The following is a 21,317-nucleotide window of genomic DNA, read 5'->3' on the forward strand; positions in this document are numbered from 1 at the left end:
AATCTATCCATTCATCTGCCGGACGGCGCCGCTGTCCTGGACTTCAGCCTTGCATCAGCGGGGACAGCGGCCAGGGGACGTTTTCAGCCTTCAATCGCTCCACAGCCAGGCCGCGCCGCGCACGCCGGAGCTGTCGCCGTGGACGGCCTTGCGGACCGGCACGCCGTAAGTGTCGGAGAAGATATAGGGTGCCATGGCGGGCGGCAGGTCGGTGTAAAGTTCGTCCACGTTGGACATGCCGCCGCCGAGCACGAAGACATCCGGGTCTATGAGATTGGCGGACATGGCCATGGCGCGGGCGAGGCGGCTTACATAACGCTCGTAGGATGCGATGGCCTCGGCCTCACCAGCTCGCTTTGCGGCGATGATTTCGTGGCCTTTCAGGTCCCGGCCCGTTGCCATGCGGTAGTCGAGGGAGAGGCCCGTGCCCGAGCACCAGCGGTCGATTGTGCCGCGGTGGCCAGTCCAGCATTCGGGGCCGGGATATTCGTCTTCCTTCATCCACGGCACGGGGATGGCGCCCCATTCGCCGCCGATGCCATTTGCCCCGCGATGTGCCTTGCCATCAATGGCGATCCCTGAACCGCAGCCGGTGCCGATGATGATGGCGTGAACGAAATGGGCACCTGCGCCCGCGCCATCCGTCGCCTCGGAGACGGCGAGGCAGTTCGCATCATTCTGGATGCGGACCGGACGGCCAAGACGGGCCTCCAGATCCTTGTCGAGCGGCATGCCGTTCATCCAGGTGGAATTTGCGTTCTTGACGAGGCCGGTGCCCGGCGAGATGGAGCCGGGAATGCCGAGCCCCAGCGTGCCGGTCGACCCGGTTGCCTTTTCTGCGTTGGCTACCAGCAGGGCCGCCGCCTCGATGCAGGCGGTATAGTCGCCGCGCGGTGTCGGCATCCGCTCGCGGTAAAGCTCCATCCCGCTGTCATCCAGCGCGATGATTTCCATCTTGGTGCCGCCCCAGTCAATTCCAAGCCGCATGAGCGCTCCCGTCCCTCAAGTTTCTGTATTGCCAGAACGCTTCAGGCGCGTTGCTGCGGCATTTCAAAGGCATCGCCAGCGTCCGGGTCGAGTTCGCCCGGCTGCTTGCCATAGTTTTTGAACTTCCGGATGTTCAGGTCGATCTCCTCGGCAGACAGCAGCACAGGCTCGCCGCCGGAGAGGGCCGAGAGATACTGGTCTGCCAGTTCCTCCACGCCTTCTGCCAGGGCCAGTGCCTTTGGCAGGTCCCGGTCGTAGGCGATCTGGCCGTGGTTGGCGAGGAGACAGGCCCGGCGGGGACCCAGCGCGTGAAGCATCGCGTCCGAGAGGGCGCGGGTGCCGAAAGTGGCATAGGCCGAGCAGGCAATATAATCACCGCCCGCAATTGCAATCATGTAGTGAAACGGCGGAATAGGGCGCCGCAGGCACGCAAGCGCTGTCGCCCTCGGGGAATGGCAATGCACCACGGCACCGGCATCCGGATAAGTGGCGTAGATGTCGAGATGCATCCGCCATTCGGAAGAGGGCAGGACGCTGCCATGATAGCCGCCATCCATGTCCATGAAGACGATGTCCTCAAGAGTTAGGCTTTCATAAGGCCGTCCGGAAGGCGTGATGAGAAAGCCGCCTTCGCAGCGGGCACTTACATTTCCTGAGGTGCCGCGCGTCAGGCAACGCGTGACCAGCGTCCGGGCAGTGCCGATGACTGCTTGCCGGAGCGCGGAAGTGCCATGTTCATGCTGCATGACCGGGACTCGTATCCTTCAGAGCGTTCACCCACAGGCTGCATTTAAGCCGCGTTGCGCAGGCCGGGCAAGCTGCGCAATGCACTGACACTGGCTGGCCGTTATGGGCAAACCCAGGTGATGCTCCGGCGGGGTGTCGTATTCAGGCCGGTGGGTGGCGCTTTGAGACTTGCAGCGGTTTGTCCGTGCCTGATGATTTCATGTGCAGGTTACGAGGGGGACTGCGTTTGCCTTTTCCTCAGGCAGCTGTCTCTCTGGCGGAAATTCTCCAGAAGTTCAGCGGCGCCGGAACATTCCGGGCTGCGAGGGCTTTCTTTTGGGAAAAATTTTCCTGTTTTTTGGGTGTGCGCAAATATTGACGCCGGACCTGAATAAAAAACGTTCAAAAAATTCCAATTGCCCCCTTTTGTTGTTGTCTTTTTTTTGCTTTCCTAGCGGTCGGGATGACGGTTCAAGAGGTCATCACGACGGGGACCGCCGGGACATGTTTCCGGCAACAAATGCGTGAGCGGCATAAAATAAAAAGCTGCCCGCATCGCAATTGGGGAACAGATGGCGAAAAATCGAGGGGCGTCAGTCCGTTACGAGAATGTTCAGAAAAGCTATGACGGTGAAAGTCTCGTCGTCAAAAATCTAAATCTGGACATTCCTCCGGGGGAATTTCTCACGATGCTGGGGCCTTCCGGGTCCGGGAAGACAACATGCCTCATGATGCTGGCCGGGTTCGAGCCGGCAACCCACGGTGAAATATTTCTGAACAACAAGCCGATCAACAAGGTGCCGCCCCACAAGCGTGGCATCGGTATGGTGTTTCAGAACTATGCCCTTTTTCCGCATATGACCGTGGCCGAGAACCTTGCCTTTCCGCTGCAGGTGCGCGGCATGGCCAAGGCGGAGCAGGAAGTCAAGGTCAAGCGGGCGCTGGAGATGGTGGAGCTGGGCAAGCTCGGCTCCCGCCGCCCGGCCCAGCTGTCCGGCGGCCAGCAGCAGCGTGTGGCCGTGGCCCGTGCGCTGGTCTTTGATCCGGAGCTGGTGCTCATGGATGAGCCTCTGGGCGCGCTCGACAAGCAGCTGCGCGAGCAGATGCAGTATGAAATCAAGCACATCCACGAAAATCTCGGCGTCACCGTGGTCTATGTGACCCACGATCAGACCGAAGCGCTGACCATGTCCGACCGGGTGGCCGTGTTCAATGACGGGATCATCCAGCAGCTGTCGACGCCGGACATGCTTTACGAGGAGCCGCAGAATTCCTTCGTGGCACAGTTCATCGGCGAAAACAACAAGCTCAATGGCACCGTGGCTTCGGTGGACAATGGCTCTTGCGAAGTGATGCTCCCCGACGGCACCCGGCTTGTGGCGGACAAGGTGAACGTGGGCGGCACCGGCGATTTCACAACCGTGTCGCTGCGGCCGGAGCGCGTCGAGCTCGCGCCTGAGAAGCCGATGGACAACATGTTGCAGGGCCGGATCGAGGAACTGATCTACCTCGGCGACCATATCCGCGTGCGCATGACGGTCTGCGGCAACAGCGAGTTTATCGTCAAGGTTCGCAACCGCGCCGACCGGCGCCAGCTTGAGACCGGCAGCACCGTGCCGATCGGCTGGGCGAAGAAGGATTGCAAGGCACTGGATGCCGTTGCGTAATATACGGGCAGGCTGAACAGCCTGTACCTGATTGGCCGGCAACCGGCCCAATGCTCAAAAAAGGGGAGCAGCAAAAATGAGACTGGCAAGCACACTTATGGCCTCGGCCATTGTTCTGTCGGCGGGCGCCGCAAGCGCCGCGGATCTGACCATTGTGTCCTGGGGTGGCGCTTATTCGGCGTCGCAGAACAACGCATACCACAAGCCCTTCATGGAACTGCGCAAGGACGTGAACATCATCAATGATGAATCGTCCAACGAGGCTGTCGCCAAACTGCGCGCCATGAGTGAGGCAGGCAACGTGACCTGGGACGTGGTCGACGTGGAGGGCCCGGACAGCCAGCGCCTGTGCGACGAGGGCCTGGCCATGGAGATCGACTTTGACGAATGGCTGGCCGCAGCGCCCGATGGCACGCCTGCAACGAAGGACTTCGGTCCCTCGCTGATCAACAAGTGCTTCATTCCGCAGATCGTGTTCTCCACCACCTTCGGCTACCGCACGGATGTGGCTGCCTGGAACGGCAAGGTCCCCACGAGCCTGTGCGATATCTTCGACACGGAAAACTTCCCGGGCAAGCGCAGCTTGGAGAAGCGCCCGAAGAAGAACCTCGAGTGGGCGCTGCTGTGTGATGGCGTGGCCAAGGAAGACCTCTACACGGTCCTGTCCACCCCGGAAGGCCTGCAGAAGGCCCTCGCCAAGCTCGACACCATCAAGAAGGACGTGATCTGGTGGTCTGCTGGTGCCGAAACGCCGCAGCGCCTGGCTGATGGAGAGGCCGTATTTGGCTCCACCTACAACGGCCGCCTGTTCTCGGTGATCGAGGAGCAGAAGCAGCCCGTTGCCATGCTGTGGGACTGGCAGGTCTTTGACTTCGACGGCTGGATCATTCCCGCTGATGTGCCGGAAGACAAGCTGCCGCTCATCAAGGAATACATCAAGTTCGCCACCGACACCCAGCGTCTGGCGGACCAGGCGAAGTACATCTCCTACGGCCCGGCCCGTGCTTCCTCGCAGCCGCTCGTCGGCAAGCACGCAGAACTGGGCATCGAGATGGCGCCGCACATGCCGACCAACCCGGAAAACCAGAAAAACTATCTGGTCAACAACATTGAGTGGTGGGCCGACAACCAGGATGAGGTGGAAGCCGCATTCCAGGTCTGGCTGACAAAGTAAGCCCGGCTCGAATTTGCCGGTGATCTGCCGGATTGCCGCGCCAGGCGTGGTTGTCCGGCACCTTTCATGCCCTTGGTCTGCCGTGCGGTTGAGGCCGCCGTGCGGCAGTCCCTGAGGCCTGATGCCGGCGCGGGAAGCGGGGCAGGGCGTGCTTCTGCCTTGGATGGATCGCCAAGAAAAATACTCAAGCTGGATTTCCGGAACCCATGACCATTGCCGATGCGCCAGCCGCAGCCGCCACAGGCGGAGCGGGACCAAGCAAGTCCCGGACGGACGAAGTCTCTCCGTCGGGACCCGTGCTGACTCAGGATGGCCGCCCGCTGAAAGCAAGCCTTGCCAGGGCTCTGCGCCGCGAGAAGTTGCGTGCTTTCATCCTGATCGCTCCGCTGCTCTTCTTCATCCTCCTCACATTTGCAGCGCCGATCTTCGACATGCTGCTGCGCTCGGTCGACAACAGCATCGTACCCGAAACGCTGCCGCGTACTGTCGTGGCGCTGGAAGACTGGGATCCTGCCTCTGGCGAATTGCCCGGCGAACCGGCCTTTGCTGCGCTTGTGCAAGACCTGAAGGAAGCCGTGGCCGCCAAGACCCATACACGGCTGGGAACCAGGCTCAATTATGAAACCTCCGGCATGTCGAGCCTGATGCGCAAGTCGGGCCGTCTCGTGGAGCGGCTGGAGGGAGCTGACATCAAGGGCCAGATGATTGCTGCCGAAAAGGACTGGGGCCGGCTCGATATCTGGACCACGCTGAAGCGGTATTCGGGAGCTTACACGCCCGGCTATTTCCTGGCTGCGGTTGACGCCAAGAAGGGGGCTGAGGGCTTTGAACGCCTGCCGGAGAACGAGCGCATCTACATCATGCTCTTCGGCCGCACGCTGTTGATGAGCATTGCCATCACCCTCATGTGCGTCCTTCTGGGGTACCCTGTTGCCTTCCTGCTGGCACAGCTGCCGCTGCGCACGTCCAACCTCCTGATGATCCTTGTGCTGCTGCCCTTCTGGACCAGCCTTCTGGTGCGTACCTCCGCCTGGAAGGTTCTGCTGCAGCAGCAGGGGGTGATCAACGACCTGCTGGTCTGGGTTGGTCTCATCGGCAATGACGGGCGCCTGGTGATGATGAACAATGCCACCGGCACCGTTATCGCCATGACGCATATCCTGCTGCCCTTCATGATCCTGCCGCTCTATTCGGTGATGAAGACCATCTCCCCGTCTTACGTCCGGGCGGCCCGCTCGCTCGGGGCCAATGACTGGACGGCTTTCTGGCGCGTGTATTTCCCGCAGTCCGTGCCGGGCATCGGGGCCGGGGCCGTGCTCGTGTTCATCCTTGCGATTGGCTACTACATCACGCCGGAGCTGGTGGGCGGCACCTCGGGCATCTTCATTTCCAACCGCATCGCCTATCACATCTCCACGTCACTCAACTGGGGCCTGGCTGCTGCTCTCGGCGCCCTGCTGCTGCTGGCCGTGATGGTGCTGTTCTATGTCTATGACAAGATCGTCGGCATCGACAATGTGAAGCTCGGGTAAGGAGAGAAACCATGTCATCCCTTCCTCCTTATGCATCGGCCGCCCAGATCGCGTGGCACTACGCGTTCCGCACGATCTGCGCGCTGATCTTTTTCTTCCTGATCTTCCCGATCATCACCATCATTCCGCTGTCCTTCAACGCGGAGAACTTCTTCACCTTCACGCCGGCCATGCTGGCGCTGGATCCGGAAGGCTATTCCACCAAGCATTACATGGATTTCTTCACCAATCCGGACTGGCAGCAGGCGCTGAGGAACTCCTTCATCATCGCACCGGCCGCAACGCTGATCGCAACCGTGCTCGGAACGCTGGCAGCCATCGGCCTGTCGCAGAACCATGTGCCCTTCCGCTCCACCATCATGGCGATCCTGATTTCGCCGATGATCGTGCCGCTGATCATATCGGCGGCAGGCATGTATTTCTTCTACTCCCGCATCGGCCTTCAGGGCACCTACTGGGGCGTGGTTCTGGCCCATGCGGCGCTCGGAACACCCTTCGTCATCATCACGGTGACGGCGACGCTGGTCGGCTTTGACCAGAGCCTGGTGCGTGCCTCCGCCAGCATGGGGGCAGGGCCGATCCGTACCTTCTTCAAGGTGCAGATGCCGCTGATCCTGCCGGGCGTGGTGTCGGGTGCGCTCTTTGCCTTCATCACGTCCTTTGACGAAGTGGTGGTGGTGCTGTTCCTTGGCTCTGCCGCTCAGAAGACACTGCCCTGGCAGATGTTTACCGGCCTGCGCGAGCAGATTTCGCCCACCATTCTGGCGGTCGCCTCGATTATGGTGCTGCTGTCGATCCTTCTCCTCAGTGTGCTGGAACTTCTGCGCCGCCGGTCGGAACGGTTGCGCGGCGTGACACCGGCGTGATGCAGCAGGCAGGCCGCAGGGTTGGCGCATTTTGACAAGTGTTTGGCGTGTTGCTCCGCTTGATCAGATGAGTTCCTGTCGCGCAGACTGAAGTGAATGCAAACGCCTGTTCCGCACGGCGGAGCGGCACTACATCGCTGGAATGATGGTTCCTCCCAAGGCCTCTTGAGGCTCTTTGGAGACCCGGGGCGGTACGCCAGTTCCGGGCATTCTTCCAGCACCGAGTTCAGGCCTGGCGGGCCGGCTTCCCATTTGGGACGCCGGCCCGTTCTGGTTTCAGAAGCTGATTTTCAAGGTCCGGCTCTTGCCGGTTCGTCAAGATGGAGCATGGATATGGCGCAAGACATGACGCGGCTGCAGGTGATCGAGAACGGAGAGAAGAGCTGGTCACCGTTCTCTCCGGCGGAAATGCAGGGACGGCAGGACCGGCTGCGCGCCCGCATGGAGGCGCTTGGCGTCGATGCCTGTCTCTTCACCAGCTACCACAACATCTGCTATTTCTCCGGCTTCCTCTATTGCGCTTTCGGTCGGCGCTTCGGTTTCATCGTTGATGATGAGGCGGCAACGGCGGTGGTGCCAGGCATTGATGGTGGTCAGCCCTGGCGGCGCGTGCATGGCACGGCGCTGACCTATACCGACTGGCGCAAGGACAACTATTTCCATGCGGTGTCGGAGATCCTCTTCCGGGGCGGGCGCAAGCCGAAGCGGCTCGGTATCGAATTTGATCACGTGTCGCTCGACCTGAAGGCTCTGCTGGAAGCTGCGCTTCCCGGCATCGAACTCGTCGACGTCAGCGATGCGGTGATGCGCATGCGCACCATCAAGAGTGCCGAGGAGCACCTGCTGATCCGCCATGGCACACGCATCTGCGATATCGGCGGTGCAGCCATCGCTGAAGCGGTTGCGGCTGGCGTTGGCGAGCATGAGGTGGCTTTGGCGGGCACGCAGGCCATGGTGCGGGAAATCGCCGCCTCGTTCCCCTTCGTGGAACTGATGGACACCTGGGTCTGGTTCCAGTCCGGCATCAACACCGACGGGGCGCATAATCCGGTCACCAACCGCAAGATCGAGGCAGGCGACATTCTCAGCCTCAACTGCTTCCCGATGATCTTTGGCTATTACACCGCGCTGGAGCGCACGCTCTTCTGCGAGCATGCCTCAGATGAGCATCTGCGGCTGTGGGAAGTGAACTGCGATGTCCACCGCGCCGGGCTGAAGCTGATCCGCCCCGGTGCCCGCTGCTGCGATATTGCCACCGAACTGAATGACATCTACCGCCAGCATGATCTCCTGCAGTACCGCAGCTTCGGCTACGGCCATTCCTTCGGCGTGCTGTCGCATTATTATGGCCGTGAGGCGGCGGTGGAGCTGCGCGAGGATGTGGATACGGTGCTGGAGCCGGGCATGGTCGTCTCCATGGAACCGATGATCATGATCCCCGAAGGCATGCCCGGCGCCGGTGGCTACCGCGAGCACGACATCCTGATCGTCAACGAAACCGGCGCCGAAAACATCACCGGCTTCCCCTTCGGCCCGGAGCACAACATCATCCGGGCGTGAGAGCCTGCATCCAATGGCTTGGTTTAGGGAGAGCGAGACTGCAAAGGCCGTCAGGCACCGGTTTCTTCTCTCTTTGAACTGCCGGGGTTACATTTCACTCCGGCGTTTTTGCCGTCATCTCGCCCATCGTCAGGATAGCGGCAGCGTCCAGACGGTGGGCGTCCATGAGGGCGGCGATTTCCTCGATGGCGCTGGCAAGCGATTGCTGGGCTGCACTGTCCTTGCGGGCGAAGCGGGCTTCGAATTCTTCGTCCAGCAACGCGGGCGCGCGCTCCAGAACCGTGCGTCCTTCCTCTGTCAGCCGGGCATGGACAATACGCCGGTCCGTGGCTGATCGCTCCCGCGCCACAAGCCCGCGCTCCTCCAGCCGGTCCAGAATGGTCACCACCGTCGCCGCGCTCAGGTCTGCCTGAACAGACAGCGCCTTCGTCGTCACGTCCCCCAGATCCCGGATCGCCTGCAGCACCACAATCTGCGGAATGGTCAGACCCGCCGTGCGTGCCACCTCGCGCGAGCGCAGGTCGATGGCGCGGACGATGCGGCGCAAGGCCTTGAAAATACGGGTGGCTTCGGCGTTCTGCGGCATGATTTGCCCTAATGGTTTGAACTCTAATGATTAGAGCCCTATATATCATGCACCAATAATAGCAAATGGAGGCTTGGCCCGGATATGTGCGGCTTGTGTGGAGAAGTGGTCTTTGGCGATGGCGACGCGAATGTGCGGCGCGTGGACGCGATGGCGCGCGCGATGGCAGCCCGCGGGCCCGATGGCATGGGCGTGACCCAGCAGGGGCGTGTCGCGCTCGGCCACCGGCGGCTGAAGATCATCGACCTCAGCGAGCGCGGCGCCCAGCCGATGCAGGACCGGGACGCCGGTCTGTCGCTGGTCTTCAACGGCTGCATCTACAATCATGCGGAGCTGCGGGCAGAACTGAGCAAGCTCGGCCAGCGCTTTGCCTCCACCAGCGATACGGAAGTGATCCTGAAGGCCTGGGCCCAGTGGGGCCGCGACTGTGTTGAGCGTTTCCACGGCATGTTTGCCATCGCGGTGCATGAGCGCGACACGGGCCGGGTGCATCTCGTGCGTGACCGTTTCGGCATCAAGCCGCTCTATATGGCCGAGAGCGGCGGCCGTCTGGCCTTTGCCTCGACCCTTCCGGCCCTGCTGGCTGGTGGCGGGATTGACAAGACGCTCGATCCGGTTGCCATCCATCACTACATGACATGGCACGCGGTGGTGCCTGCGCCGCGTACGGTGCTGAAGGGCGTGCGCAAGCTGCCCGCGGCCACCATCCGCACCTATGATGTGAACGGCAGCTATTCCGATCATCTTTACTGGAAGCCGGAGTTCGAACGCAGCAATGCGGACGAGACCCGGTCCCCCGGTGAGTGGCGCGACATGGTACTGGACGGCCTGCGCACCGCCGTGCGCCGCCGCATGGTGGCAGATGTGCCGGTGGGCGTCCTCTTGTCAGGCGGCGTGGATTCCAGCCTGATCACCGGGCTTCTGGCCGAAGAGGGGCAAAAGGATCTTGCCACCTTCTCCATCGGCTTTGAAGAGGCCAATGGTGAGAAGGGCGACGAGTTCCATTATTCGGACCTGATCGCCCGGCACTACGCTACCGATCACCACAAGATCTTCGTGCCTTCCGCTGATATGCGCGCCGAGTTGCCCGCCGCCGTGAAGGCCATGTCCGAGCCGATGGTTTCCTATGACAATATCGGCTTCTACCTGCTGTCGCGGGAGGTGTCGAAGCACATCACCGTGGTGCAGTCGGGGCAGGGGGCCGATGAGGTCTTCGGCGGCTATCACTGGTATCCGCCGCTGGCCGGCTCCAACCAGCCGGTGGCTGACTATGCGGCTGCCTTTTTCGACCGTACGGATGCCGAGCTGCGCCAGCAGGTGAACCCGGAATATCTGCCGGAGCGCGACGAGAGCCTTGCCTTCGTCGAGCAGCATTTCGCCATGTCCGGTGCCGCCGATCCGGTGGACAAGGCGCTGAGGCTCGACACCAACATCATGCTGGTGGATGACCCGGTGAAGCGCGTGGACAACCACACCATGGCCTTCGGGCTGGAGGCACGTGTACCGTTCCTCGATCATGAGCTGGTGGAACTTTCCGCCCGCATCCCGGCCCGCCACAAGCTGGCGCAGGGCGGCAAGGGTGTCTTGAAGGACGCGGCGCGCAAGGTGATCCCGGCGGATGTGATCGACCGGCCCAAGGGCTACTTCCCGGTTCCTGCGCTGAAATACCTTGAAGGCGAAACGCTGGAGATGGTGCGCGAAGCCCTGCACAGTCCGGCGGCGCGCCAGCGCGGCCTGTTCAACACCCGCTATGCGGACATGCTTCTGGCTGAGCCGAGGGAACACCTGACGAAGCTCAGGGGTTCTGCCCTGTGGCAGGTGGGCCTTCTGGAAATGTGGCTGCAGGAACAGGGAATCTGATCCATGAGCGAACTTGAGCTGAACCGTCCGCGCCGGGCCTATGACCACCGGCTGCTGCGGCTGCGCGAGCATGGGCTGAAGCCGGGCATACGCTTGGACGAGGCTGGCGGCGACCCGGATGCGAGCGTTGACTGCGGCTGGGGGCGGCTGATTTTCGGCGATACCTTCGCCGAACCGAAGCCGCTGGTGGAGGCGCTGCTCGCCGAAGTGCCGGGACGCCGCGATATCGCCATCTATGTGCGCGATCCGCATGTGCTGCTGGCGGCCGCCCCGCAGGATCTCTTTCTCGATCCCTCGCACATGTTCCGTCTGGATCTGGCCACCTACCGCACGGCCCGTAACCGCCGGCCCGGCTTCACCATCCGCCGAGCCTCTTCGCGCGCCGATGCAGAGGCCGTGAACCGGCTTTATGCTGAGCGCGGCATGGTGCCCGTGCCGCTCGACTTCTTCTGGTCGCAGATGGACGCGCGCACTGTCACCGTGCTGGTGGCGGAGGAAGAGGAGACCGGTGAGATTGCCGGAACCGCCATGGGTGTGGACCATGAACGGGCCACCGATGGCGCGGCCAGTGGCGCTTCGCTCTGGTGCCTTGCCGTATCACCCAAGGCCAAGTTTCCCGGCGTTGGCGAGGCGCTGGTGCGCCGTCTGGCTGAGCATTTCAAGGGGCGCGGGCGGCCCTTCATGGATCTCTCCGTGCTGCATGATAATGAGCAGGCCATAAAGCTCTACGAGAAGCTGGGCTTTTCCCGCGTGCCCTATTTTACGGTGAAGAAGAAGAACACCATCAATGAGGCGCTCTATGCCGGGCCTGCGGTCGATACGGCGCTGAACCCTTATGCGGCGATCATCGTCAACGAGGCCCGGAGGCGGGGCATTCATGCCGATATTCTCGATGCGGAAGGCGGCTTCTTCCGCCTGTCCTATGGCGGCCGGCAGGTGAAGTGCCGGGAGTCGCTGTCCGAATTCACCAGCGCCGTTGCCATGTCGATCTGCGATGACAAGGCCGCCACCCGCCGGGTGGTGGAACAGGCTGGCATCAGCGTTCCGGCGCAGGCACTGGCCACGGATGAGGAAACCGTCAAGGCTTTCCTCGCAGCCCATGGCAAGGTGGTGGTGAAACCGGCACGCGGCGAACAGGGCAAGGGCATCGCCATCGGCCTCACCGGCCTTGAGGAAACCATGGCCGCCATTGCCGTTGCCCGTAACACTTGCGCCGATGTGCTGCTTGAGGCTTGCGTTGAGGGCATGGATCTGCGGCTTGTGGTGATCGACTACAAGGTTGTTGCAGCCGCTATCCGCAAGCCTGCGGAAGTGACCGGTGATGGCGCAACGCCGATCCGCGACCTGATTGCCGCCCAGTCCCGCCGCCGGGCGGCGGCAACGGGGGGCGAGTCCCGCATCCCGATGGATGCAGAGACCGAACGCTGCCTGGCGCTGGAAGGCTACGCTCTCGATGATGTTCCGGCGGCGGGCGTGACCGTTCGCGTGCGGCGCACGGCGAACCTGCACACCGGCGGCACCATTCATGACGTGACGGGCGAGACCCATGGCGCGCTGATCGACGCGGCGGTGCGGGCGGCGAAGGCCATCGAGATCCCGGTGACGGGCATTGACCTTATGGTGAAGAGCCCGCGCGAGCCGGAGTATCACTTCATCGAAGCGAACGAGCGCCCCGGCCTCGCCAATCACGAGCCGCAGCCGACGGCGGAGCGCTTTGTCGATTTCCTGTTTCCGCTGTCCATGCCCCAGCCTGTCCGTGCCGCCTGGCGCGGGGGAGGTGACCTTTGAGCTTGCCGTCCATTGACGTGGAGGAGCTGGAGCGGGTGCTGATGGCGCTGCTGAATGTGCCGAGCCCCACCGGCTTCACCGATGAGGTGGCGCGCTGGCTCTGTGCCTATCTGGAAGAACTTGGCATTTCCTATGAAATGACCCGGCGGGGCGCAATCCGGGCCCTGCTTCCGGGCGAGGCGCCGCGCCCGGCGCGGGCCATCGTTTCCCATCTCGATACGCTGGGGGCGCAGGTGAAGGCGCTCAAGCCCAACGGGCGGCTGGAGCTTGTGCCGGTTGGCCACTGGTCTGCCCGCTTTGCCGAAGGTGCGCGGGTCACCATCTTCTCCAGCGCAGGTGCCTACCGGGCTTCCATCCTGCCGCTGAAGGCTTCCGGCCATACGTTCAATGCCGAGGTGGATACCCAGCCCACCGGCTGGACCCACGTGGAAGCCCGCGTTGATGCGCTGTCGCGCTCGGCTTCGGACCTCCAGCGCCTCGGCATCGAAATCGGGGACATGGTGGCGGTGGACCCGCAGCCGGAGTTCCTGCCCAACGGCTTCATCGTTTCGCGCCATCTGGATGACAAGGCGGGTGTCGCCGTCATGCTGGCGGCGCTGAAGGCGCTGGTGAAGGAGGGCTCGGTTCCGACGGTGGACACCTATTTCCTCTTCACCATCGCAGAGGAAACCGGCCACGGGGCAGGGGCAGTACTCACGCCGGATATTGCCTCGCTGGTCGCCATCGACAACGGCACCACCGCTCCGGGCCAGAACTCGGACGAGTTCGGCGTGACCATCGCCATGGCGGACCAGACCGGGCCGTTCGACTATCATTTGACCCGCAAACTGGTGGAACTCTGCCGTCAGCATGACATCCGCTACCAGAAGGATGTGTTCCGTTACTACCGTTCCGACGCAGCGTCCGCCGTGGAGGCGGGTGCGGATGTGCGCACGGCGCTCGCCACCTTCGGCGTCGACGCCAGCCATGGCTATGAGCGCATCCACATGCATGCGCTGCGCTCGCTGGCGGAACTGGCGGCAGCCTATGTGCTGAGCCCGGTTGAAATCCAGCGCGATGCGGAAGCGTTCTCGAGTGTGAAGGGCTTCACCCGTCAGCCAGTCGAGGAGGCCCCGCAAGTGCTGCGGCCCGATCTCGTGCCGCATCCGCAAGGATGATCCTCACAGTCCCGGCAGTGCTGAGCCCGTGCTGCCGGGACCGAGCGGCTGTGCAGGCGCAATGAGACCGAGCACCAGCGCCGCCGTGTCCTCGATCAGGCGCTGCGGGGGCGGCTGTGGCGCTCCCGTCTGCAGACGCAGGAAGCCGGTAACCAGCTCGATGCGGGCGGGCAGTGCGGCCTCAAAGGGGGTGGCGATCAGCATCTGCCGCAGGGCAAGCCGCCACTCATCCTCCAGCCCGGCCACAAGCGCAGCCATCGGGCCGCCATCATCTGTGCGGGGCAGGCGGGCCAGTGCCCGTCCCAGAACCGTTCCGCACAGCCGCTGGCAGGCTTCGCTCAGGAACGCCGCCAATTCCCCAGCCGTGGTACGCTGAAACCCGGCCCGCCCGGTGCGCAGGTCCGATAGCCCCGCAAGCCCATGTTCCAGCGCCGCCAGCATTAGCCCGGCCTTGTCCGGCCAGCGCCGGTGCAGCGCCTGCTGGCTTGTTCCCGCCGCCCGTGCAATCTCCGCCAGCCGTGCACCTTCCGGCCCATGGTCAGCAATGGCTTCCAGCGCGGCCTCAAGAATGCGGCTCGTCAACGCCTCATCCTGATGGCGTCCACGGGGGGAGGGAAGCGGATAGGCTTTCCTTGAAACGTCGCGCATCAATTCGGGCTGCCGCCGTGATGTTAGAATTACGGTATCTTTCCATACCGTAATTCAACCCGCCTCCATCCTCAAGCCCCAGCCGCCCTTGCCTTTGGACAAGCGCAGCGGAATAAGGGGGCATCTGTTTCATGAGACCATCCGGCACGAGGAAGCGCCATGTCTGTTGATATCAATACGGTGAAGCGCGTTGCGCGTCTTGCCCGCCTGAAGGTGAGCGATGCGGATGCCGAACGCATGACCGGCGAGCTGAATTCCATTCTCCAGTTCGTCGAGCAGCTGGATGAAGTGAACATCGAGGGCGTTGAGCCGCTGACCTCCGTGGTGGCGCAGACGATGAAGAAGCGCGCCGATGGCGTCACCGATGGCGGCTATGCCGCTGACGTGGTGGCCAACGCACCGGCCACCGAAGACAACTTCTTCATGGTTCCCAAAGTCGTCGAATAAGCCGGGCAAGGACATCACATCATGACCGATCTGACCAATCAGACCCTTGCCGAAGCCCGCCGCGGCCTGCGCAACAAGGACTTCACCTCCGCCGAGCTGACGGATGCCTTCCTTTCCGCCATCGAGGGCTCGAACGGTGCCATTAACGCCTATGTCGCCGTGACGGCGGACAAGGCCCGCGCCATGGCCAAGGCATCCGACGAGAAGCTGGCAAAGGGTGAGGGCGGCGCGCTGGAAGGCCTGCCGCTGGGCATCAAGGACCTGTTCGCCACCAAGGGTGAGCATACCCAGGCCTGCTCGCATGTTCTGGACGGCTTCAAGCCGACTTACGAATCCACCGTTACGTCCAACCTGTGGGCTGATGGCGCGGTGATGCTGGGCAAGCTGAACATGGACGAATTCGCCATGGGTTCGTCCAACGAGTCCTCCTACTACGGCAACGTGGTCAACCCCTGGCGCAAGACCGGCTCCACCCAGGCGCTGGTGCCGGGCGGCTCGTCCGGTGGTTCGGCGGCAGCTGTTGCGGCCAGCCTGTGCCTTGGTGCGACGGCGACCGACACGGGCGGCTCCATCCGCCAGCCCGCCGCGCTCACCGGCACCGTCGGAATCAAGCCGACCTATGGCCGCTGCTCGCGCTGGGGCATCATCGCCTATGCTTCGTCGCTCGATCAGGCAGGCCCCATCGCCAAGACGGTGGAAGACTGCGCCATCCTGCTGAAGTCCATGGCTTCTGTCGATCCGAAGGACACAACCTCCGTCGATCTGCCGGTGCCGGACTATGAGGCCTCCGTGGGCAAGTCCGTGAAGGGTTTGCGCATCGGCATTCCGCGTGAATACCGCGTCGAAGGCATGCCGGCGGAAGTGGAAGCTCTCTGGCAGCAGGGCATCGCCTGGCTGAAGGAAGCCGGGGCAGAGATCGTCGACATCTCGCTGCCGCACACGAAATATGCCCTTCCGGCCTATTACATCGTTGCTCCGGCAGAGGCTTCCTCGAACCTTGCCCGTTATGACGGCGTGCGCTACGGCCTGCGCGTGCCGGGCAAGGACATCGTCGAGATGTACGAGAACACCCGTGCCGCAGGCTTCGGCAAGGAAGTGCAGCGCCGCATTCTCATCGGCACCTATGTGCTGTCGGCCGGCTATTACGACGCCTATTACCTCAAGGCCCAGAAGGTGCGCACGCTGATCAAGCGCGACTTCGATCTGGCCTTTGAAGCAGGCGTTGATGCCATCCTGACCCCGGCAACCCCGGATGCAGCCTTTGCGCCGGGTGAGTTCTCTGATCCGGTCGCCATGTATCTCAACGACATCTTCACGGTGACGGTGAACATGGCTGGCCTGCCGGGCCTCTCCGTGCCTGCGGGCCTGTCCTCCACCGGCCTGCCGCTCGGACTGCAGCTGATCGGCCGCCCCTTCGGCGAGGAAACCCTGTTCCAGGCCGGTGCCGTGATCGAAAAGGCCGCTGGCCGCTTCACCCCGGCCCGCTGGTGGTAAGATAGGCCCAGGCCTGTATTGCAGAGATAACAGACCCGCCGGGCCAACCCGGCGGGTCTGTTTTTGCGGATGAATGACTGTTTATATTGTTGTTATCAGCAGAAACAATAGATTCCGTCATGCCATGACTTGATCATGGCATCCCTTCCGATGCTCATCCGGCTCCGTTTTCCAGGATAAATTTCTCTATTTTTTTCCCGAAATGGACTTCACTATTTGCCTATATCGAGCGGCATGCATGCCGCGATCAAGCCGTGGCACGACGAAGACTGTTGGTTGCTCCTCAAAGGTCGTCCTCCTGCAAGCCTCGGACAAGGTCCGGCTCGTCTAAGCCGTAGAGGCCTGCGCGAAAGCCCTGCGGTGAGTCCCGGCTGTATTGCCGTCCATCTTTCACGCCAGCCCCCATGGATGCGTCTCCTCCTCAGGGACAGGGAGCATCGTGAGAAAGACGGCGATGATGGAAGATTATCTGATGCAGGCGCATGGCGCCGTAACGGCGGCCATGCAGACACGCGGCCGGGGCCACCTGCCGCTGACGCTGGCCTATGTGGACTGGGAAACCGGCGTCCTCACGGCCGGGCTCGATTTCAGGGATGGCCCGTCCGAGGAAACCTTCGCGCATCTGCGCTATCTCACCTGCGGTCTGCCGCTGCGGCTTCAGCCTTTCACGGCAAGGCGGCACATGTCCAATCAGAACCGCATCCGCCCGGTCGTGGGCGGAATCCAGATGGTGGTGAACCGCAGCTATCAGGAGCTCACAGGCACCATCTGCATCGGCTGCAGTTATGATGATGGCTCCATCACGCCCAAGCACGGGGTCCTCGTCTCCGGGCATGTGGTCAGCAAGACGAACACGACCGTCTATCAGAACAGCAAGGTATCGCAGGACAACATCGGCAAGGTTCAGGTGATTACCAACTGGAAGAACGGCAGCTGCGATGCCGCCTTCGTTGCCAAGACTGCAGCCGCCGCCGTCACCAAGGGGGAGATCTGGACGGCTGCCGGGCCCTATTTGCGCGTGACTGCGGCTGCTGACGGTCATCTGATCGTGCCCGGCCTCGATGTGAAGATGCTGGGCATGAACAACGAGGCGCCGCAGGAGGGGCGGGTGGTTGCTACCGGTGTCAGTGTCACCTTCGCGGTGGGCGACTTGGATGAGCCGCAGACCCTGACCAATCAGGTTCTGGCGTCGTATTTATCCGAGGAAGGTGACAGCGGCGGACCGGTGTATGTTCAGGTGGGCACGAACACCGATGTCACTTTCTGCGGAATCAATGTGGGTGCTTGCTCGGACAGCGATGTGACGGCGAGCACGCCGGCCATCGGCAGCGGGACCTATGGCATCTTCTCCCCATGGCCGCAGATTGATGCCGCCTTCGGTGGCAATCTGGATGTCCTTTCGGCTTGACGCTTTGAGTCGAGCACGGTCTTCTGTCATCCTTTATGCCGGAGTTGTTCCTGCCGTTGCTGGAGAAGGCCGTGTTTGACGTTGATACCGTGGTCATCGGTGCAGGGGCCGTAGGGTTGGCTGTGGCGCGCGCGCTGGCGGAAAGCGGGCGCGAGGTCATGGTGCTGGAGCGCCATGGCCTGATTGGTTCGGAGACGAGTTCCCGCAATTCCGAAGTCATCCATGCCGGGATCTACTATCCGAAAGGCAGCCTGAAGGCTGAGCTTTGCGTGGAAGGCAAGGAGCGGCTCTATGCCTACTGTGCCGCACGCGGCATTGGCCACAGGCGCTGCGGCAAGCTGATCGTGGCAACGTCTCCTGAACAGGTGTGCGAACTGGAGGCGATTGCCGCACGTGCGGCCGCCAATGGTGTTCACGGCCTTGTCCTTCTGACGCAGGCTGAGGCGCAGGCGCTGGAGCCCGCGCTTGCCTGTGAGGCTGCGCTGCTGTCGCCTTCGACCGGCATCCTCGACAGCCACGGCTACATGCAGGCGCTTGAAGGGGATATCACCTCTCAGGGCGGGCAGGTGGTGCTGCACAGTTGTGTTGCCGCAATCCATCATCGCAGCGGTGGCGGCTTCGAGCTGCTGATGGAGGGGGCGGACGGTTACCGGTTCTCCTGCCGCCATCTTGTGGTCAGTGCGGGGCTCTCCTCCTTGCGGCTGCTGTCAACGCTGGAAGGCTATCCGCAGCGGCCTTTCTACATGGCCAAGGGCAACTATTTCCGCTTGTCTGCCCGTCCGCCATTCTCGCGTCTGATCTATCCGGTGCCGGAGCCGGGCGGCCTTGGCGTGCACCTGACGCTCGATCTGGCAGGGCAGGGGCGCTTCGGACCGGATGTGGAATGGGTCACAGGGGAGGAGTACACGGTCGATCCTGCCCGGGCGGATGGGTTCTATGCCGCGATCCGGCGCTATTGGCCGGATTTGCCCGGTGAAGCTCTGCTGCCTGACTATGCAGGTATTCGCCCCAAGCTGACAGGTGAAGGGGAGCCTGCGGCAGATTTCCTTATCGAAACGCAAGCCAGTCACAAAATCGCCGGCCTTGTGAATTTGCTTGGAATCGAATCGCCCGGACTGACCGCCTCAATGGCGATTGGCGCCCGCGTTGCCTTGATTGTTAATGGTGAATGAAGAGCATTTTGCGTTCTGCGAATTACTGCCGCATTTCGTTTCTAGAAAGGGGTCTTGGAAGACCGGATTAAGGGTTTGGTATTCCTGTTTTGGCCGCTGTTCAGAAAACGTGAGGTAAAAGGTGCCGCATTGCAGCATTTTAATGGACGAGAGCCCTAAGTATCTCATATTATTGTTGCAACGCTTTGTGTCATGTGCGACCTCCAAGGCCTTCCTGCATCGCTGGTGACCCACTTTCCTCGGGCAATTGACGTGATCGATCGACGCAAGTTTCTCGTGACCAGTTCGCTGTGTCTCGGCTCCCTTTCTGGCGGCCTGGGGCTGCTGACGCGTGCTGCTCTGGCTCAGGAGGGCACTGCTGCTCCGGCCGCTCCTGTGGCGGCTCCCGCGCCGGCATTTTCCTTCGACGGGCTCGTCGAGCAAATGCGCCAGAAGGCGCGTGAGGCCTATCAGGAAAGTGCCGCAGAGCTGCCTGAGCGCTTTGCCACCCTCGATTACGACCAGTACCGCGCGATCCGTTTCCGTCCGGACAAGGCTGTCTGGCGTGATGCTGGTGTGAACTATGAAATGCAGGCCTTCCCCCCGGGTGGCCTCTACAGCAAGCCCGTTCAGATCTATGAGGTTGATGGGCCGAACCTGCGTGAGTTGCATTTCACAGGCGCGGATTTCGAATACCGCGAGCCGCTCAATGCAGCTGACTTCGAGGGGCAGGATCTGCCGGGTGTGGCTGGTTTCCGGCTGCATTATCCTTTGAACCGGCCGGAGTACAAGGACGAGCTGATCGCCTTCCTTGGCTCGAGCTATTTCCGGGCGCTTGGCAAAGGCTCCATCTACGGCCTGTCCGCACGCGGGCTGGCCATTGATACGGCAGCCGGCCGGCCGGAGGAGTTTCCGAGCTTCACGCGTTTCTTCATCGAGCGGCCGCAGCCTGGGCAAAACAGCCTCAAGATCTGGGCCGAGCTGGAGAGTGAGCGGGTGACCGGTGCCTATGCCTTCGTGGTAACGCCGGGCATCAACACCGAAGTCGAGGTAGATGCGCGTATTTTCCTGCGCGGTGACGTGGACCGTCTGGGCATTGCGCCGCTGACGTCCATGTATCTCTTTGGCGAGAATGACCGGACGGGGTTCGATGATTTCCGCCCTGAGGTTCATGACAGCGACGGGTTGCTCATCCTGCATGCGTCCGGTGAGCGCCAGTGGCGCCCGCTGGTCAATCCGCGCAATCTGGCACTGTCGTTCTTCTCTGCCGAGAAGCTTCAGGGATTTGGGCTGATCCAGCGGGACCGTAATTTCGAAAATTATCAGGACACGGAAGCCAAGTATGAGCGCCGTCCGTCCTTGTGGATCGAACCGCTGGATGATTGGGGCAATGGGCACGTGATGCTGGCTGAAATTCCTTCCCAGAAGGAAATTCACGACAACATCGCCGCATTCTGGGTCCCGGCGGAGCCTGCGAAGGCCGGCGCCGAACTGCGGTTCCGCTACCGCATGTATTGGGGCCGCGAACCGGAGCCGGGCACAGACCTCGCGCAGATTACGGATACCCGCACCGGCCACGGCGGCAGCGCGGCTTCTGACTACGACAACGCGCTGCGCAAGTTCGTGGTCGAGTTCAAGGATGGTCCGCTGCTGTCTATCGGCGGCGACGCGGCCCTTGAACCCAAACTTTGGGCGCAGAATGCAGAGGTACGCAATCCGCTGCTTCAGCAACTGCAACCTGGACACTGGCGTTTCATCTTTGACCTTTACCGGGAAGATGCGAACCAGCCGTCCGAAATGAGCTTGTCCCTGTTCTTGAATGGCAAGGCAGTGACAGAGACCTGGATGTACCAATGGAACAAAACGGTTTGAATGGGGTTGTCATGGGAGACCAGGAGGCTTCTATGTCGATTGAAACGGACTTTACCGCGGATGCGGAAGTGTCAGCGGTTGCAGCTGGTTTGGAGTTTGTCCGCACCCATACTGGCCGGGCGGACGTTGAGGATGCCTTGCTTGTGCAGGCAGTGACCGAGACGCTTGCGCTGCTTGGGCTGGACAGGACGGCGGAAGATCTGCTTGCGCAGGCAGACCGGGATGCAGCCACGCTGCGTCTGGTGGCGTCCTGCATGGCTCTGCCGCAGCCGCAGGTCGCTCTGGCCATGCCCGAGCACAACCTGCAGGGATCTTTCTTTCCGGCCCGCCTGCGTTCGGCAGCCGGTTTCCGCGGCCGTTTCGGTGCTCAGCCGCCGGTGGGTGAGGGCTGACA

The 21,317-nt window shown here is 62.2% G+C and carries 18 protein-coding genes; 14 read left to right on the forward strand and 4 right to left on the reverse strand.

Annotated features, from left to right (window positions below; all coding sequences use genetic code 11):
• Positions 1–90 precede the first annotated feature (90 nt).
• Together V6L75_RS00200 and V6L75_RS00205 are read right to left on the reverse strand one after the other, a co-directional pair.
• On the reverse strand, positions 91–987 hold the full coding sequence (locus V6L75_RS00200) for an ROK family protein (protein ID WP_334249540.1): 897 nt from the start codon (positions 985–987) through the stop codon (positions 91–93).
• Positions 988–1,028: 41 nt separating this feature from the next.
• Positions 1,029–1,733: a class II aldolase/adducin family protein gene (locus V6L75_RS00205; protein WP_334249541.1), complete on the reverse strand. Its 705-nt coding sequence runs from the start codon at positions 1,731–1,733 to the stop codon at positions 1,029–1,031.
• 552 nt (positions 1,734–2,285) lie between these two features.
• Here V6L75_RS00205 and V6L75_RS00210 point away from each other — a divergent pair.
• The 5 genes from V6L75_RS00210 to V6L75_RS00230 all read left to right on the forward strand — a co-directional run bounded on the left by V6L75_RS00210 (position 2,286) and on the right by V6L75_RS00230 (position 8,512).
• The gene (locus V6L75_RS00210; protein ID WP_334249542.1) at positions 2,286–3,380 is read left to right on the forward strand and encodes an ABC transporter ATP-binding protein; all 1,095 of its coding nucleotides are present in this window, start codon (positions 2,286–2,288) and stop codon (positions 3,378–3,380) included.
• 76 nt (positions 3,381–3,456) lie between these two features.
• A complete protein-coding gene (locus tag V6L75_RS00215; RefSeq protein WP_334249543.1) occupies positions 3,457–4,554 on the forward strand; it encodes an extracellular solute-binding protein in 1,098 nt (365 codons plus the stop codon).
• A gap of 206 nt (positions 4,555–4,760) precedes the next feature.
• Positions 4,761–6,086 carry an ABC transporter permease gene (locus tag V6L75_RS00220; protein WP_334249544.1) on the forward strand — a complete coding sequence of 442 codons (1,326 nt, stop codon included), beginning with the start codon at positions 4,761–4,763 and terminating at the stop codon, positions 6,084–6,086.
• Between the two features lie 11 nt (positions 6,087–6,097).
• Positions 6,098–6,952, forward strand: coding sequence for an ABC transporter permease (locus tag V6L75_RS00225; protein WP_334249545.1), 855 nt, complete (start codon positions 6,098–6,100; stop codon positions 6,950–6,952).
• Positions 6,953–7,285: 333 nt separating this feature from the next.
• Positions 7,286–8,512, forward strand: a complete 1,227-nt coding sequence (locus tag V6L75_RS00230) for a M24 family metallopeptidase (protein WP_334249546.1) — start codon at positions 7,286–7,288, stop codon at positions 8,510–8,512.
• 94 nt (positions 8,513–8,606) lie between these two features.
• Here V6L75_RS00230 and V6L75_RS00235 read toward each other — a convergent pair whose 3' ends face one another.
• Entirely contained in the window at positions 8,607–9,098 is a 492-nt protein-coding gene (locus V6L75_RS00235; protein WP_019966371.1) for a MarR family winged helix-turn-helix transcriptional regulator, read from the reverse strand.
• Between the two features lie 84 nt (positions 9,099–9,182).
• Here V6L75_RS00235 and V6L75_RS00240 point away from each other — a divergent pair, with 84 nt between their 5' ends.
• From V6L75_RS00240 to V6L75_RS00250, 3 genes are read left to right on the forward strand one after another with little or no spacing between them, the layout of a single operon-like run.
• Positions 9,183–10,958, forward strand: coding sequence for an N-acetylglutaminylglutamine amidotransferase (locus tag V6L75_RS00240; RefSeq protein WP_334249547.1), 1,776 nt, complete (start codon positions 9,183–9,185; stop codon positions 10,956–10,958).
• A gap of 3 nt (positions 10,959–10,961) precedes the next feature.
• Positions 10,962–12,746, forward strand: a complete 1,785-nt coding sequence (gene ngg / locus V6L75_RS00245; protein ID WP_334249548.1) for an N-acetylglutaminylglutamine synthetase — start codon at positions 10,962–10,964, stop codon at positions 12,744–12,746.
• A gap of 2 nt (positions 12,747–12,748) precedes the next feature.
• Positions 12,749–13,903: an osmoprotectant NAGGN system M42 family peptidase gene (locus V6L75_RS00250; protein ID WP_425498652.1), complete on the forward strand. Its 1,155-nt coding sequence runs from the start codon at positions 12,749–12,751 to the stop codon at positions 13,901–13,903.
• A 3-nt stretch (positions 13,904–13,906) separates the two neighbouring features.
• Here the strand turns inward: V6L75_RS00250 and V6L75_RS00255 are convergent, their stop codons facing one another.
• A complete protein-coding gene (locus tag V6L75_RS00255) occupies positions 13,907–14,485 on the reverse strand; it encodes a TetR/AcrR family transcriptional regulator (protein ID WP_334249550.1) in 579 nt (192 codons plus the stop codon).
• 225 nt (positions 14,486–14,710) lie between these two features.
• Here V6L75_RS00255 and gatC point away from each other — a divergent pair, with 225 nt between their 5' ends.
• The 6 genes from gatC (at position 14,711) to V6L75_RS00285 (ending at position 21,315) form a co-directional block, all read left to right on the forward strand.
• On the forward strand, positions 14,711–14,998 hold the full coding sequence (gene gatC / locus V6L75_RS00260; protein ID WP_019966277.1) for an Asp-tRNA(Asn)/Glu-tRNA(Gln) amidotransferase subunit GatC: 288 nt from the start codon (positions 14,711–14,713) through the stop codon (positions 14,996–14,998).
• 21 nt (positions 14,999–15,019) lie between these two features.
• On the forward strand, positions 15,020–16,492 hold the full coding sequence (gene gatA / locus V6L75_RS00265) for an Asp-tRNA(Asn)/Glu-tRNA(Gln) amidotransferase subunit GatA (protein ID WP_334249551.1): 1,473 nt from the start codon (positions 15,020–15,022) through the stop codon (positions 16,490–16,492).
• Between the two features lie 454 nt (positions 16,493–16,946).
• A complete protein-coding gene (locus V6L75_RS00270) occupies positions 16,947–17,900 on the forward strand; it encodes a hypothetical protein (protein ID WP_334249552.1) in 954 nt (317 codons plus the stop codon).
• Between the two features lie 35 nt (positions 17,901–17,935).
• Positions 17,936–19,072 carry an NAD(P)/FAD-dependent oxidoreductase gene (locus V6L75_RS00275; protein ID WP_425498629.1) on the forward strand — a complete coding sequence of 379 codons (1,137 nt, stop codon included), beginning with the start codon at positions 17,936–17,938 and terminating at the stop codon, positions 19,070–19,072.
• Positions 19,073–19,324: 252 nt separating this feature from the next.
• Positions 19,325–20,923 (forward strand): OpgD/OpgG family glucan biosynthesis protein, encoded by a 1,599-nt coding sequence (locus tag V6L75_RS00280; protein ID WP_334249554.1) that lies wholly within the window; start codon positions 19,325–19,327, stop codon positions 20,921–20,923.
• Positions 20,924–20,955: 32 nt separating this feature from the next.
• Positions 20,956–21,315 carry a hypothetical protein gene (locus V6L75_RS00285; RefSeq protein WP_334249555.1) on the forward strand — a complete coding sequence of 120 codons (360 nt, stop codon included), beginning with the start codon at positions 20,956–20,958 and terminating at the stop codon, positions 21,313–21,315.
• Positions 21,316–21,317: the final 2 nt, after the last annotated feature.

Source organism: Pannonibacter anstelovis (assembly GCF_036881715.1).
Classification (GTDB): Bacteria; Pseudomonadota; Alphaproteobacteria; order Rhizobiales; family Stappiaceae; genus Pannonibacter; species Pannonibacter anstelovis.